The organism is Candidatus Izimaplasma bacterium HR1 (assembly GCA_000755705.1).
GTDB lineage: Bacteria > Bacillota_I > Bacilli_A > Izemoplasmatales > Izemoplasmataceae > Xianfuyuplasma.
Genome location: CP009415.1, coordinates 1,223,625 through 1,238,523, shown reverse-complemented (window position 1 = coordinate 1,238,523; position 14,899 = coordinate 1,223,625). Strand labels below are relative to the sequence as shown.

Genomic DNA, 14,899 nt, shown 5'->3' with positions numbered 1-14,899 from the left:
TTTATACAGAAATACTTATTATACAAAGTATAACCACATAGTGCTTTATTACTGTAACAATAACTCCTCAAGCATATTGAATCTAGGATTCAGGAAGTATACTTTATCATAATTCTCCTCATCCCTCATATATTTGTGAAGAGCATATGCAAATAGTTGAGCTCTTTCCTTTTTTGATAACTTAAAATCCTTTTTCGTCTTAAAGTCAATCAGGCAATTATTAATAAGCAAATCGGAATCTCCCTTAATTGCCAAATCACCTTTATATAGAACATGTCCATCTGGATGAAAGTCGATTTCATTAATGATTGGAAAAGTTTTGCTAATGAGTTCGAGTGCAATTTTTGCCAATTCCGATGCTTTTTTGATGATATTATTCTTATGTTCGAAAATTTCTGGAGTATATCCATATCCTGATCGATATACAATATCATGTTCATACATCACAAAAGCTAATTCCTCATCACTTAAATTCGAATATTTTTCCTTGTTCACATCGTCAAAAAAACGTAGTTCCACAAGGCTTTTACCTAGTTTACGAGCTAACTTGATTTTCGTAATATATTCTGTAACTCCACCACATATTGTAGGATGTTCTTCTTTTGTAACATCTACATATTCACCAGGTTCTAGTTTCCGTGCATACATTAAGTTGTTTTCATTATAAAAATCCCTGAATCCAGTTACCTTCAATTCTTTTCTAGATAAATAATGTGTGATTGCTGCTTTTCCAAACAATGGTGTTTTTGATAAATAGTCTAATCTTTGCTTATACTCTTTTGCGCACTTTGATACATCCATAATTACCCCTCCTTTTTTCTTAAGATATCAAATGATTCAAGATATTATTTAGCTAAAGGATGCTTTGGCACTTCTTCCGGAATTGAATCATGTTGTTTTCTCGATTTAAAAGTCACATCAATTTCTCCTGTTGTTTTTCTCCCTGTAAAATAATAACCTTTTAGTTTCATATTGCTTTCATTCTTTATTAACTCCAGTATTGCTGTTCCTTCATGTATGGGACTTCTATCAGCCAATAATAAGTTGGGTTTACTTGTATATGTATATGAAATCCTTTTAGTGTTTGTTTCTCTGTCAAAGAAAATTTCCTCAGAGAATGATTCACTAACCATTTCTCCAGTATATACCTTGATTGAAATACTTTTATAGTTGTGAGTAATGGTAATCATACATGGGATTTGATCTATTTGCCTTTTTGTTTCAGGATTTATCCAACTTGATTGAATTTTTCCTAGCCATGTACCTGTCAAATCAGGAAACGGAACTAGCCACCTGGAAAATAGTCTCCATTTCCAAGCATAGTACTTAAATATGATATAAAATCCTAGTTCTAAGCTAATAACTTTCGGTATAACAAAAAACCATGATTCCATTGTTCCAAGATTTCTATTAAATAGAAAAGCTATTATAACTGAAATAACCACAGTAGCTATGACCAAAACAGAAATTAGAAATCTATTATTCTTGTCTCTCATTATTCGTACCCAACGTAATTCCAGGCTGCAGCAATGAAAGCATGAACACCACTAATAGTCCAACCCTGATTTCTGGTGAATAAATATTTTCTTCCACTAACTTCAGTCCATTTATCACAATAAGTAGTAGTACGTGTATTATTATATAAATGTGCTAATACCGCTCTTATTGTATCCTTATATGAAGAATATTGTAAATCATTATCAGGAGTATTATAAACTAAACACTCTATTAAAAAACTTGGAATGTTTTTCGCTTGAGCAATATTTCTTTCTAACATTTCATTTCTTAATTTTTTCATAATTCGAACTACTCTTTTATATCTTCTTCCAGTTCTTCCGTTCTTTCTAACTCCATTATCATAATGTTGAGTTGGCCAATTCAATATTTCAGATGGAACTCTATTATCGGGTAATAGTTTAACGCCTTTCAAGTAATTAGTCGTTGTTGTATAATATCGATAATCAAAGAAAGGAACAACATCCGAATCAACTCTATATGTATTTTCATTAACATCAATAGATTTATTTCCTCTATTTACTGCATTATGACCAAAGTAATCTTTTAATGCCTCAAACACTTCTCGTTTAAATACTGCATAGTCATATGTTGCTGGGCTTATACCAGATTTTACGATTTCCTTGTCAGTTTCCTCTTTTACTTCCCAATAAAATGTATTGTGACATAATATTCCAACGTCTACATCACTATCCTGACTGACATTAACTCTATTTTTGTACGACCCTTGTACAAAAACATCAATATTCCTGTCTTTTAATTTTTCACTTGCATCAATGGCTTTTCTAATCTGTCTTACTGCGTTATCTATTTTCGTCTGCTCTGTACTCGATGGTCCTGACGACCAATTCGAGAAAATTTGATCCCAATTCCTCATCATTACTCTCCTTATTTTAATTTAAAAAAGACCGTACAAAAGGCAACTTCTTATGAATAAATCTTATTTTCATGAAATCACGCCTTTCAACTGGTCTTTTCTCCCTTGTTTCCTTATTTATATTATATCACACTTTATTATAAATAACAGGTCATATAGGACCAAAAAGAAAAAGCCCAAAAGGGCTTTATTATGCAGTATATATCATTAGTTGCAATTTATTATTATATTCATATGATAGTATTCGGAAACAATGTTTAACTTCCATCCCTGAACCCACTCTAATCAAATTAGTTATTCCTATCAATTTTAGTACCTTTATATATATCTGAAAATGGACCAAAATCCACTTTTACACCATGACCATTCTTTTCTAAATCTCTAGGCCTATCTATTCTAATCTTATCAATCAATTCAAACTGATTAAATCTAGATATAATAACATTTTCCGCTGTACTAACGGCAATGTGATTCACTCTAGTTACATTTTCAACTCTTGCCTTTAGCATAATTCCATAAGTATCTGTCAGAAATTTTTGCGAATACTTTTCATCATTAATTAAGAATCTAGAATCAACCAAATGCACACAATATTTTGGTGATAAGGGGTAATAGAGTTCCAATCCATGAGAACAAAAACTAGTACCGCTATAAAAGTTATTACTTAAACATGTTCTCAGAATAGGTGCATCAGTTGTATAAAAACCCGTATTAGTCTCGTTTTTCATTATAATAAGATAACAAGAAGACAGGCAATCATGCATCTCTTTATGTAGTTCTTGATCCGTCAAATTCTCAATTTGCTCAAACTTTAACCATTTATTGGAATATAACACATCTTCAACATCCATACCATTCAGTTTTTTCAGAGTACTCTCGTATGCATTTCTCATATTAATAATTTCTTGTCTTCTCTGCTTAGTTCTAAGATATTGTGTAATCAATATCATAAATAAATCTCCTGCTAAGTGATTTGGGAACATCTTATGTTTATCAGTATATCTAATAATTTTATCTATGATACGTTTGTACCCATCATCAATTGGTGCAAGATTTTGAGTTTCGAATAAATAACCTTGATTCCAATACTCCTTAATTTCTTTTACGTTTTTTAATTCACTTTCTTCAGGAATATCATTATCGTTAAAATTATCTTTCACTTCGTTCCATGGAGGTAAAGTATAAAAATCAGTTTCACAGCATATATCATTTATATTTGCTGGTCTGCTTTTCCCTAAATTTTTATCAAAGACATATGTTTTGCCTTTTTCATTAGCAAATCTCTTCAAATACGATTTTGGTACATAATGTTGTTTTTTTGGCAATGTTTTTCTCATATTACCCCTCCTTTGATAACCTTTTTTTTAACTATATCATTTCATCAATAATATTTATCTTGATAACTCAACAGATTTTCATTATTATTCACTTTTCAGAACTAATTCATTTTATGTTGTAAAACCAAATCATATATTTCACTGATGTTTCGATGTGATTGATTGATACAGTTGAATCTCTTCAAAGGTGGTTTGAAGTTTAATCTTTTCGAACAGTATGTAAAAGAAATTTCTTTTTTTGCCCTAGATAATGCAACAAAAAAAGTGCTTTTGTCTTCCATAGGATTATTACTGTAATTCCAAAAAGCTGAATCCTCAAGACCTAGAAAAAATACATGTGTAAATTCCAATCCTTTACTCTTATGAATAGTCATTATAGGAATAGAATGTTCTCCTAAAAAAGCTTCATTTATAAGATGAATTTTTGATGTGTTTAGCCTTATATATTCTCTACAGTAGAGTTCACTAAACTTTTTAATGATATCCATTAGATAATTCCCTTGTGAATACTCAGTAAATACCATTTTAATTTTATTAACATCAAGTAATGCAACTAAAGTGTCAATTAACTCTACTAAGTCTTCTTTTGAGTTAAAATTCATTTTACTAGAACTTATATTTCTTATGTTTTTATCTAACTCAATCATATTTTCAATTTTGAAACCTGAAATATGTATTTTGTCAAAGTAATTTGATATTATGAGCCATGAATTTGGATTAGTATTGCCCTCAACTAAATCTAAGAGAGAAATTATCAACTTTACTATAGGCTCTTTAAGCAAATCTTGATACTCATTTTCAATACGAGCATAAATACATTCCTCACCTAATAATTTTATTATGTTTCCAGTATATTCTATTGGTAGTTGCTTTGTTAATATGCAGATATCCTTTGGATTAGTACCTGATTTAATTTTCTCAATAATTTCATTAGATATACAAATAGACTCGAAGTTATTATCATCAAACTCATATAGTGAAATATAACCTTCATCCTCTTTATATAGAGGATTATGCCCTATACTTATCTTATTAACATTCAATATATTGTAAACCTCTAATTGAAATTCGATCAACTTAGGAGCTGATCGGAAATTGAACATAAGTTCTTTTCTTTCAGCCTGAAAATCTGAGGTGAATTTAGTAAATGCTTGATTATCTGCTCCTGCCCAGAGCATAATTCTTTGTTTTTCATCGCCTACAGCAATCAATGTTATATCTGAGTCTTTAAAGATATTCCTAACTAACTCATACTGAAGGGTTGTTGTATCTTGAAATTCATCTAGGAAAACATAGTCATATGATGAGGAAATAATGTTTCTTATAATAGGGGAGCTACTAATCATTCTTAATACTAAGATTGTTATCATAGAAAATGTCAATCGTGAAGGTTTTGAAGTTAACAACTCATCCCAAAGTTTTAGGCCCGGTTGATTTAGCATACTGATTCTTGTAGAGTCAAGTTTCTTTCTAATATTTTTTAGTGTTATCCAATCTGAACGGTTATATGAATCGATTGAAAACTGTTTAATAATGTCTCCAACTCCATCTTCGATGATATAGTTAATATCTGGGCGGTTATCATCCGGTAGTATTCTATAGTATTGGTCGAGAATTTGTTTTGCAAAAGCATCGTAGGTATATGAATCAAATGAGTCTTCGTACTTCAACCCACAGCGTAAAAGTACTCTATCTTTTAAATTAACTGCAGCATCTCTTTTAAATGAAATCGCCAAAATCCTCGTTTCTTTTCTCGTAGTTTCAAAAATAAAACTAGACTTTTGTGCTAAAATTTCGGTCTTCCCGGCACCAGGTCCGGCAGTAACTAGTAAACTCTTTTCAGATTTTATAATATCGTATGCCACGCTATCTAATATTATGCCTTCAACAGCGGACCAGTCTTCTTTTCGTTTCATGTTTTTATACCAGCGATTCTTTGATTGAGTCTACTAACCTATTTAGCATTTCAGGTAGATGATCTATCAAAGTTTTCTTATCTATCACACTTAATGCACGATAATGACTAATTGGTTTACCTTTGCCTAAAAAGAAATATTTGTACCATATCATAATTTTTTTTTCACTATTTGAAAAACTAGAACCATCTCCTCCATCTCCTTTAAGTACCGCTTCCAAGTCTTGCTCAACTCTATTTACGTACTCATCTGGTTTTTCTTCCATCTTCTCAATTTCAGATATCTTACCTATTTTTTTAATTCTTGGTCCTTCATTGTTTTCCAATAAATTCTTGTATGAATTTTCATAAGCCCTAAGTAACATAAAATCTAAATCAAGTGGGTAACTCAAGAACACATTATACTTTTCAAGATATTCTATCCATGATAGATAATCTTCATCCTTATTTTCACCCCAATCTTTCATTTTATCGATAATATTATCTTTAATTAAACAAGTTCCATCCTCAAATTCAAAATCCTCAAAATCCTTCCTGAATTTTGATAATTCTTTAATTAAATATGAAATAGTCTTATATCCTCCATGCACACGTTCAGAGTCTAAATCCAGCAGTGTTAAGTAAGGAATTTTGTACTGACTCAGGAACTTCCAATAGTTAGTTACGAATCTTGAATCAATGGAAACTACCGATATATAAAATTCATCTATATTAACATCAGAGTCTTTGAGAAGTCTTGGTATAAATAGCTTCTCAGATTCACCTTCTACCAATATGACTAATTTGGAAAAGTAAATACTAGGTGTTTTCATTATTGTATTCTTAATGTACTTAAAATTCTCAACATCATCTGAGCTCAACTCCAAAGAGTAAGCATCACTAGAATAAGTAGATTTTTTATTAAATAATAATCTAATATCTATTGGATTGATCCTACTAATAATACTAACAGAATGTGAAGAAATAATTGCCTGGCACTTATGTTTAGTAGAGACATCCATTATAGACTGAATTAACTGTCCTAGTAAATGTGGAGCTATATTGTTTTCGGGTTCTTCAGCTATAAATATGGTATGCGAAGGTATTTTTATTTCATCATTAAACTTCAATTTAGAAAGTTCACTTTCAGCATCAAGAAGTGCAGATATCAATGAAAAATAGAGTAATGATTTAGACCCATCCCCCATCTCTTCTACAAGAAAATCTCTTTCAGTTACACTTGGTGTAAACCCAATACTCACTTTCTTAAGTATCTCTGTAATCTCACTATTTGAAAATAATATTTGCGACTTGTTAAATCTATAATCCGAATTAAAATTACCCCAATTATGCATTATTGAGTCATTAATTACTTTTATTTGGTCCTCGCTAGTTACTATACTGTTCAAAGATGTAGAGGCTTTCTCAACTTCATCTATCTTATCATCATTCCATTTTACAAGGTTAAACAACCTCATAAAAATAGAGTCAGAATTCAATTTAATCTCTTTTTCAACATTACGATTAGCTGGAATATAAATTAATCGGATTTCATCAAGTTCTTTTCTTTTTGCATTTATTAACTTGTCCTCCGTATATTTCTCACCTTCAGGACATACAACGTACACTACTCTTGACTCAATTGAACCTTCAGGGTTAGAACTTCTTTCCCATTCTGCTTCTAAACGAATTCTAATATATGGATAACTTTTTGGGTCTGATACAACAAAATGTCGTCTAAATATTGGAATTGCACCCATATCTTCCGAACTCCTAGTAACTTCTGGAAATTCAAACACTAATTCTATCGACATTTTTTTTGATTGAATATCTTCAGGTTTTTCGCTCTTCCCCAAATGAAAATCACTTCGCACTAACCCTCTATCTTTAGGATTGTTACCAAGTATTTTTTTTATTGCATCAAGCAATGCTGTTTTACCAGAACTATTGTCTCCTACCAAACAGGTCAAATCACTCATTTGAACAGTAATCTCTTCACCAAAACACCTAAAGTTGCACACTTTCATTTTTTGTAGTTTCATATTTCCTCCTAAAAAAAGTAGTCCATACAAGGACTTCTCTTTTTTTCCCTTGATCTCTTATTTATATTATATCATAAATTATTATAAATAACAGGTCATATAAGACCCAAAAGAAAAAGCCCAATAGGGCTTTGTTATGCTACGCATATCATAGTTGCAATTACTTATGGTACGGCTCATCTTTGTTTATTCTAAATGAACGAGTTATTGTGTCTAAGCCTTGTATCTTTTTATATTAATATCATACTAGGAATATTAATTAGCTCCTGGTGCGTTGTAATTGATTTCAGTTTCTGGAACATCGAAGTAATCAAATACGTTTCTTTCATTCAAATATATTTCAGTTGCTAGAGCAAAGAACTCTTGATCTACATTACTATCAAAATTATATAAATCTTGGATTGTATCATAGACAATTTCAGATTCAACAGCTTGATATTTATCAACTGTTCTAAGATAGATATATTCTGTTGTTCCATCACTTATGGTGAACTTACTATTGTCTAAATCTATTTCAACGTCCCACACCGCATTATTAAAGTTCAGTAACTGATCTTCTAATGTATATATTAATTCCGGATAATGTGACAAAACAAATTCAATTGCGGTATATTGAATATACTCAGGTATATCAAACTGAACTTCATTGAAGTCAGACATTTCTATCAATAATCCATACTCATCACTTTCAGCCTTGTAATATGTAATATATCCATCACTATCTACTCTAACAGTTATATTGACATCTTCAACACTTGCGTAGTAAACGTTATTCTTACTATCAAAGTCAAACTCAGGAAAATACTCTTCACCAACAAGTACTCCACCATATACCGGCATAAAGTCAGCACAAATATTGACACTGTTTTCTTTTTCAAGAATCCCAATGTAACTATCTTGATATGGATAGACTATATACCTTTCATCTTGATTAGAATCCATATACACTGAGTAATCAGAAAACTCCATTAAACATTCATCACCGATTACACTTACCTCAATCTCAGGTGTAACCCAGATTCTATATTTCATCGAAATCATATCTGATTTAGGTAATAACTTTACCTCTTCTACTTCTTGATATTCAGAGAGATTACACCCACTTAATAAAACTAGTATCGTTGATAGATAAATAATTAAACTTATTCTTCTCATTTCATTCCCTCCTAATTATCAGCACTTATTTTAAATCTATTATAACATATCGATGTGACAAGTATATGACAATACTGACAAGTCCTTTGATAAGTATAGTCACAAAATAATTAGTTTCTATACTTACAGATTCTAAGTTCTTCTTAATTAATTTTGGTGGATAAAGAAGATTATAAAAAACAAATCTCCATTTCGCAAAAAAAAAGATTTTGGAGATTTACTTAATAATGTGCTAAACTAAAAGTAGTTAGAAAAAGCAACTACAACTTGATTTTATAGGGATATAATTCGTGTTGATGTTTGATTACTAACACAACTATAACTTTGAAAAGCTATCAACTAATTTGTTGATGGCTTTTTTTATTTCTATTAGAAAGGATGATTTAAATGAAGAAGCTTTTGATACTTGCTTTATTTTCAATAATATTTATTGGATATCAAGCAAATGTTAGCGCTGAGATTTTGAAATTTGACGATTATGAATATTATGATGAAATATACTTGGACTTCTTAGATGTCGGAGACCATGCTGTTGCTGGAATATCTACTGATAAAAGAATATATACTTGGGGTGATGGTTCTAACGGTCTTTTAGGTACAGGTGAAACTGAGACTTACGGCTATCCTCAGGATATAACTGATAGTTTTAGTTTAGGAGTAGATGAGGAAATTATACAGGTTTCAGTCGGGGAAGCTCATATGCTTGCTATAACAAACGAAAACAGAGTTTTTGGGTGGGGCTTAAACACTGGTGGTAGAGTTGGTGACAACACTTTAACAACTCGTTTATCACCAGTTGATATAACTGCTAATTTCTCGTTTGATGTGGAGGAGAATGTTATTGATATCGCTGCTGGGGGAGATGCCAGTTTCCTCTTAACTGATGATGGTAGAATTTTTACTTGGGGATATAACTTTGATGGACAGTTAGGTGATGGTAGTTATACTACCGGATATAATGTTACTGATCAAACTAGTAATTTCAGTTTAGATGTTGACGAAATATTAATCGATATTGATGTTAATTACCGTTCAGTCCTTGCTTTAAGTAATCAAGGTAATATATATGGCTGGGGGAGAAATCAGAACGGGGAATTAGGGGTTGGTGATCAAACAGATAGAACAACTGCTGTTGATATCACTCCTAACCTATCTTTAGGTGTTGAAGAAGATATCACTGCTTTTGCTGCTGGTTATGCTCATAGTGTAATAGCTACCTCTGATGGTAATGTCTTTAGTATGGGGAGTAATGCTTACGGTGAAATTGGTGATGGAACTAGTATCAGTAGAACATTACCGACTAATGTAGCTAGTGGTTTAAATCTAGTTGCTGGTGATTATATTGTTGATGTTGATGCTAGTAATCTGACTTTAGTAGTTTCTGATTTAGGTAGAGTATTTGCCTGGGGGGCAAATCGTTCGTATGATATCCATGATAATGCTGAATTTAATCAAAGGCTACCTTTTGAACTTACATCATATCTAAGTAATAATGAAGGAGAAAAAGTGACTTCGGTCTATGCATTTGATCAAAATAGTTATTTGATGACAAATCAAAAAGCTCTTTACGTTTGGGGAAGCAATGCATATGGACTACTACTTTTAGGTAATTATGATTCAAAGGACAATTACCGTTCTCCGTTTAAAATTGATGGAACATTAAATAAAGTAAATATTAGAGATTTACTTTATTCAGAAATTGATATATTTGCGACGGGCCAATCACATGCTTTGGCATATACAGAAAGAGATAGACTATTTACTTGGGGAAAAAACCAATACGGGCAAATTGGTAATAATACAGTTGCAAATCAGTTTTATCCAATTGATATAACTGATAATTTACAATTAGAGCCCGGTGAAACTATTGTCCAACTTCAGGCTTCTAATCATTCATCAGCTGTCCTAACTAGTAATAACCGTGTTATTACATGGGGTGGTAATGTGTCAGGACAAATTGGCGATGGTACATATACAAATAGTTTAGTACCAAAAGATGTTACTGGTTATATTCCTTTAGATGCCGAAGACTACATTAAAGACATCTATATTGGACATTATACTAGTTATTATGTTTCTAATAATGAAAAGATATATGCCGTTGGTAATAACCATTACCGCCAAATTGGTAATGGGACAACAACCAATGCACTTGTTCCTGTTGATATCACCAATAAATTCACTTTTGAACCTGGTGAAATCGTTGAAAACATCGTTAGTGATGGCCATGCAATATTACTAACAAGTTTAAAACATACGTGGAGCTGGGGTAATAACTCGGGCGGCCAAACAGGAGTTGGCGATGATTATCCTGTTATCTATCCGGAAAGAACAGATACTTATATTACTTTCAATGCATCAGAAACAATCGAGGATGTTTATGCTGGATATCGTTTCTCAGCATTAATCACCACTGATGGAAGGATTATGACTTATGGTGAAAATAGTAATGGCTGTTTAGGAGAAGGAACAACGAGTGATCATCACTCGCCTTATGATATTACGAATCAATTTAACCTTGGTCCTTCGGAAGAGATAATCACATTAGATATTGGTGATTATCATGGATTTATTACTACAAACGAAGGTAATATATGGTCGTGGGGAGATAATTACCGGGGACAATTAGGTGATAATACAACTTCTGATAAATCAACCCCAATTGATGTTACTTCGAACATGGATATTGGTAGTGATACACTTGATACTATTATCTTAGGAGGATATTCCACATATCTTCTGACAGATGAAAATAATCTTTATGGTTTTGGTTCAAATGTTAGTGGTGAACTTGGAGTTGATTCTGATGAACTTGGTTTAGATCCAACTCAAAAGATAACTAACGAGGGAATTGATATAAAACAACCAAGATTCACATATGTTTCTGAAGAATCACATGTTGACGCAGATTATATCAAGTTCGAGATTTATTTTGAATTTGATTTAGAAAGTGTTATTGATTCTATCACAATAAGTACAGTAGAATATGAACTTGCCCAAATAGAGTTTGATGTTGGGAAAGTAACTGTCCTTATTCCTAACACATATAGTTTAGGGGCAGATCCTAACTTCGAACTTGAAAGTATTGAACTATACGACACTTCAGTTCATGTAATTTCTGATATGATTAACCATGAAACGGTTATTGTTGAAGATAATGAAGCACCAACATTTTTTGTTGAAGAACAGATATTTGAAGTTGGTGGTAGTTTCACAGGTGACTTAGTTCCATATGTTTTTGAATTAGATGATAATTTTGATGAAGATATAACTGTAGATTTCGTTGAAGATATAGACATTGATTTTCCAGGAACATATGAAGTTACTGTTACTGCGGTTGATGATTCAACAAATGAATTTACTGATACATTCATAGTTCACATGGTAGATACTACTGCTCCTGTTATTCAAGTAATTGGTGATAACTACATAGAAGCAACTCAAGACGATACATTCCACTTTGAAGATTTAGTATCAATTACAGATAATGTTACCCCTAACGGAGGAATAGTATTAGATATAACCGCAGATTTTGATTTAGGTGAGGTTGGTAATTATCAAGTTGAATACGAAGCAACTGATTACTATGGAAATATCCATACTTTGGCAATGTCATTCTATATTTATGATCATATACCTCCACGATTTGATTTAATTGAGACCCAATATATTGAAGCGGCTGAATATACTGATTTTGATTGGAGTACGCTAATTGTCAACATGAGTGATAACGCTAATGGAGCGTTATCACCAAGTGAAAACATTGATAATGTTGATTATGATACACCTGGTGCTTATTCAGTAACAGTACGTTTAGCTGATAGTCATAGTAACTTTACTTATCAATCATTTATGGTAATTGTAGAAGACACTACTAATCCAAGTGTAGATGATATTGATGATCAAACAATTGAAGCAGGTGAATATCTTGATTTTGATTGGACTTCGTTAATTACTAACTACTCAGATAACAGTGATACTGCTTATGTATCATATGAAGTTGTTGATGAAGTAGTCTATGATACTCCTGGTTCATATCCAGTTACTATATCGATTATGGATAGTTCGATGAATCTAATCGAGAAATCATTTGCTGTCTATGTTGAAGATACAACAAATCCAATCATTACCTTAATTGGTGATTCAGTTATTTATATAACAAAAGATGGTAACTATATTGATGAAGGAGTTACGATATGGGATAACACTTCTGAAATATTGGTTCCTTCTATATCATCAAATGTAAATACAAACAAAGTTGGTTCTTATACAATAACTTATAATGTTAGTGATGAATCAGAAAATGCAGCAGCAACAGTTATAAGAACAGTAATTGTTACTGAGACAATAGTCTTATTTGCTGAACTTGATGAAGGTGTCGATTCAATTGGTATCGGTGAAACCCATATTGATGCTGGTGTTGAAGTATTCTCCTTCTTTGCTGCTACCGTTTTAGTAGTTAGTGATGTTGATAATACAACTGCTGGTACTTATGAAATAGTTTATACAATTACTGATACTGAAGGTAGTGAAGTAATTCTAACAAGATTTGTTACCGTATATGATAAAACACCTACTGTTTTATTTAAACTAAGTGACACACTAACAACATTAGCTGTCGATGAAACATATGTTGATGGTGGTTGTACAGTATTAATCAACGGTATTAGTTACACTTGTACTATAAAAACAAACACGGTAAATACAGCTCTAGCTGGTACTTATACAGTTACTTATTCTTATACTTATAATGAAATAGAATATACTTATAATCGATATGTCTTTGTTCATTCCGATACATCGGTAGTAACATTCTATTATCGAAAAAGGGAAGAAGGTGTTATCGTATGAAAAAACTTATAGTCATATCAACACTACTACTTGTAATTGTCTTATCAGCTTGTAATGGTGGAACACCAGAAACAATTGATTTTATATTAAATGATGGTAATGATACTGTAGAAATAAATACTTTATGGGAAGATATGGGTGCATCATTAACTGATGGTGAAAATACCTTTATCATTTACTCAGATGATACCCTAAATTCTTCTATACTAGGTTTGAATGAAATTACCTATGAACTTATATATCTTGAAGAAACATTTGAACTAACAAGATATGTCATCGTTACAGACCAAACTCCACCTGAATTAACATTACTACCAGGATTAGATACTTTAACAAAAGGTACGGAGTGGGAAGATACCGGAATTACTGTTACTGATAACTCAAATGAAACATTAACTTATCAAGTAGAAGGAACTGTTTTACATAATATTGCAGGTGTATATGAAATAACATACACTGCGACAGACTCATCAGGTAATACAAATACTATAAATCGATTTGTTACGATAATAAATTAGATAAAGTAAAAGCCCTCAATTTTTGAGGGCTTTTTAATTATCTCTATTTTAAAAGGTACTACTTCTTATTTCTTTTGTTTACTTTCAATGTATTCCATTGTCTTTGCGATTGCCTGTTTACAATTCTCAATTGTTTCAAGGGTATCAAAACATTCAATTCTATGATCTCCACCTTCAAAAACGATGACTTCATGTTTTGAGAATGATTTGATAGTTTCTAAGTCGCCTTCTTTTAGAGTTTCATCATCGGTTGATGTAATTACTAAGCCAGGATACTTTTCAATTCTTTTAAGTGCTTGGCTTGTTGGTGAAGCGTAAATACTTATTACATCTTCATATTTGTAGTTAGTTCTTGTTTGATCAGCAATTAAGTTTCCAATACTTCTTGCTTCAAAGACATACTCTTTGTATTTCTTTAATTCTTTGACACTTTTTATGGCCTTATGTACTGAATGGGTAAGTTTACGTATTTGCTCATCAGAAGAATCATCACTATCAACTATGTTCCTATATGATAGAGCTAGAACATCATATCCTGCTCTTAAGAAATAGTATCTACTGTAATAAAAGAATGGAGCTCTAGTATTACTTCCTGCTCCAGGAAATAATACTGCTAGTTTATGTGCAGTTACATTTGATGAAAAGATATGTTCTGATGTTTTACCATATAATTCTATTTTTATTTCTTCTCTTTTAATCATAAATCCTCC

The 14,899-nt window shown here is 31.6% G+C and carries 10 protein-coding genes; 2 read left to right on the top strand and 8 right to left on the bottom strand.

Annotated elements, in window-relative coordinates:
* Window positions 1-48: 48 nt before the first annotated feature.
* The 7 genes from KQ51_RS05985 to KQ51_RS05955 form a co-directional block, all read right to left on the bottom strand.
* Window positions 49-801 carry a hypothetical protein gene (locus KQ51_RS05985; protein WP_038470156.1) on the bottom strand — a complete coding sequence of 251 codons (753 nt, stop codon included), beginning with the start codon at window positions 799-801 and terminating at the stop codon, window positions 49-51.
* A 44-nt stretch (window positions 802-845) separates the two neighbouring features.
* On the bottom strand, window positions 846-1,496 hold the full coding sequence (locus KQ51_RS05980; protein WP_038470152.1) for a hypothetical protein: 651 nt from the start codon (window positions 1,494-1,496) through the stop codon (window positions 846-848).
* Complete coding sequence (locus KQ51_RS05975) at window positions 1,496-2,392, bottom strand: nucleotidyltransferase domain-containing protein (protein ID WP_232958001.1); 897 nt, start codon at window positions 2,390-2,392, stop codon at window positions 1,496-1,498. The genes KQ51_RS05980 and KQ51_RS05975 overlap by 1 nt, the downstream gene beginning before the upstream one ends.
* A gap of 290 nt (window positions 2,393-2,682) precedes the next feature.
* Complete coding sequence (locus tag KQ51_RS05970) at window positions 2,683-3,729, bottom strand: DUF4238 domain-containing protein (protein ID WP_038470147.1); 1,047 nt, start codon at window positions 3,727-3,729, stop codon at window positions 2,683-2,685.
* 101 nt (window positions 3,730-3,830) lie between these two features.
* Complete coding sequence (locus KQ51_RS05965) at window positions 3,831-5,645, bottom strand: UvrD-helicase domain-containing protein (RefSeq protein ID WP_038470144.1); 1,815 nt, start codon at window positions 5,643-5,645, stop codon at window positions 3,831-3,833.
* A 4-nt stretch (window positions 5,646-5,649) separates the two neighbouring features.
* Window positions 5,650-7,665 (bottom strand): ATP-dependent nuclease, encoded by a 2,016-nt coding sequence (locus tag KQ51_RS05960; RefSeq protein WP_038470141.1) that lies wholly within the window; start codon window positions 7,663-7,665, stop codon window positions 5,650-5,652.
* Window positions 7,666-7,920: 255 nt separating this feature from the next.
* Window positions 7,921-8,820 carry a hypothetical protein gene (locus KQ51_RS05955; protein ID WP_038470138.1) on the bottom strand — a complete coding sequence of 300 codons (900 nt, stop codon included), beginning with the start codon at window positions 8,818-8,820 and terminating at the stop codon, window positions 7,921-7,923.
* Window positions 8,821-9,207: 387 nt separating this feature from the next.
* On the opposite strand from KQ51_RS05955, the gene KQ51_RS05950 reads away from it, so the two are divergent.
* Both KQ51_RS05950 and KQ51_RS05945 read left to right on the top strand, forming a co-directional pair.
* Entirely contained in the window at window positions 9,208-13,671 is a 4,464-nt protein-coding gene (locus KQ51_RS05950; protein ID WP_038470135.1) for an immunoglobulin-like domain-containing protein, read from the top strand.
* On the top strand, window positions 13,668-14,189 hold the full coding sequence (locus KQ51_RS05945; RefSeq protein WP_038470132.1) for an immunoglobulin-like domain-containing protein: 522 nt from the start codon (window positions 13,668-13,670) through the stop codon (window positions 14,187-14,189). Before KQ51_RS05950 ends, KQ51_RS05945 begins: the two co-directional genes overlap by 4 nt.
* A gap of 65 nt (window positions 14,190-14,254) precedes the next feature.
* Here KQ51_RS05945 and KQ51_RS05940 read toward each other — a convergent pair whose 3' ends face one another.
* Window positions 14,255-14,890: an alpha/beta hydrolase gene (locus tag KQ51_RS05940; RefSeq protein WP_038470129.1), complete on the bottom strand. Its 636-nt coding sequence runs from the start codon at window positions 14,888-14,890 to the stop codon at window positions 14,255-14,257.
* Between the last annotated feature and the right edge of the window lie 9 nt (window positions 14,891-14,899).

Coding starts and splice junctions, on each gene's coding strand:
- KQ51_RS05985 (WP_038470156.1), bottom strand. CDS start 801: ATGGATGTATCAAAGTGCGCAAAAGAGTATAAGCAAAGATTAGACTAT.
- KQ51_RS05980 (WP_038470152.1), bottom strand. CDS start 1,496: ATGAGAGACAAGAATAATAGATTTCTAATTTCTGTTTTGGTCATAGCT.
- KQ51_RS05975 (WP_232958001.1), bottom strand. CDS start 2,392: ATGAGGAATTGGGATCAAATTTTCTCGAATTGGTCGTCAGGACCATCG.
- KQ51_RS05970 (WP_038470147.1), bottom strand. CDS start 3,729: ATGAGAAAAACATTGCCAAAAAAACAACATTATGTACCAAAATCGTAT.
- KQ51_RS05965 (WP_038470144.1), bottom strand. CDS start 5,645: ATGAAACGAAAAGAAGACTGGTCCGCTGTTGAAGGCATAATATTAGAT.
- KQ51_RS05960 (WP_038470141.1), bottom strand. CDS start 7,665: ATGAAACTACAAAAAATGAAAGTGTGCAACTTTAGGTGTTTTGGTGAA.
- KQ51_RS05955 (WP_038470138.1), bottom strand. CDS start 8,820: ATGAGAAGAATAAGTTTAATTATTTATCTATCAACGATACTAGTTTTA.
- KQ51_RS05950 (WP_038470135.1), top strand. CDS start 9,208: ATGAAGAAGCTTTTGATACTTGCTTTATTTTCAATAATATTTATTGGA.
- KQ51_RS05945 (WP_038470132.1), top strand. CDS start 13,668: ATGAAAAAACTTATAGTCATATCAACACTACTACTTGTAATTGTCTTA.
- KQ51_RS05940 (WP_038470129.1), bottom strand. CDS start 14,890: ATGATTAAAAGAGAAGAAATAAAAATAGAATTATATGGTAAAACATCA.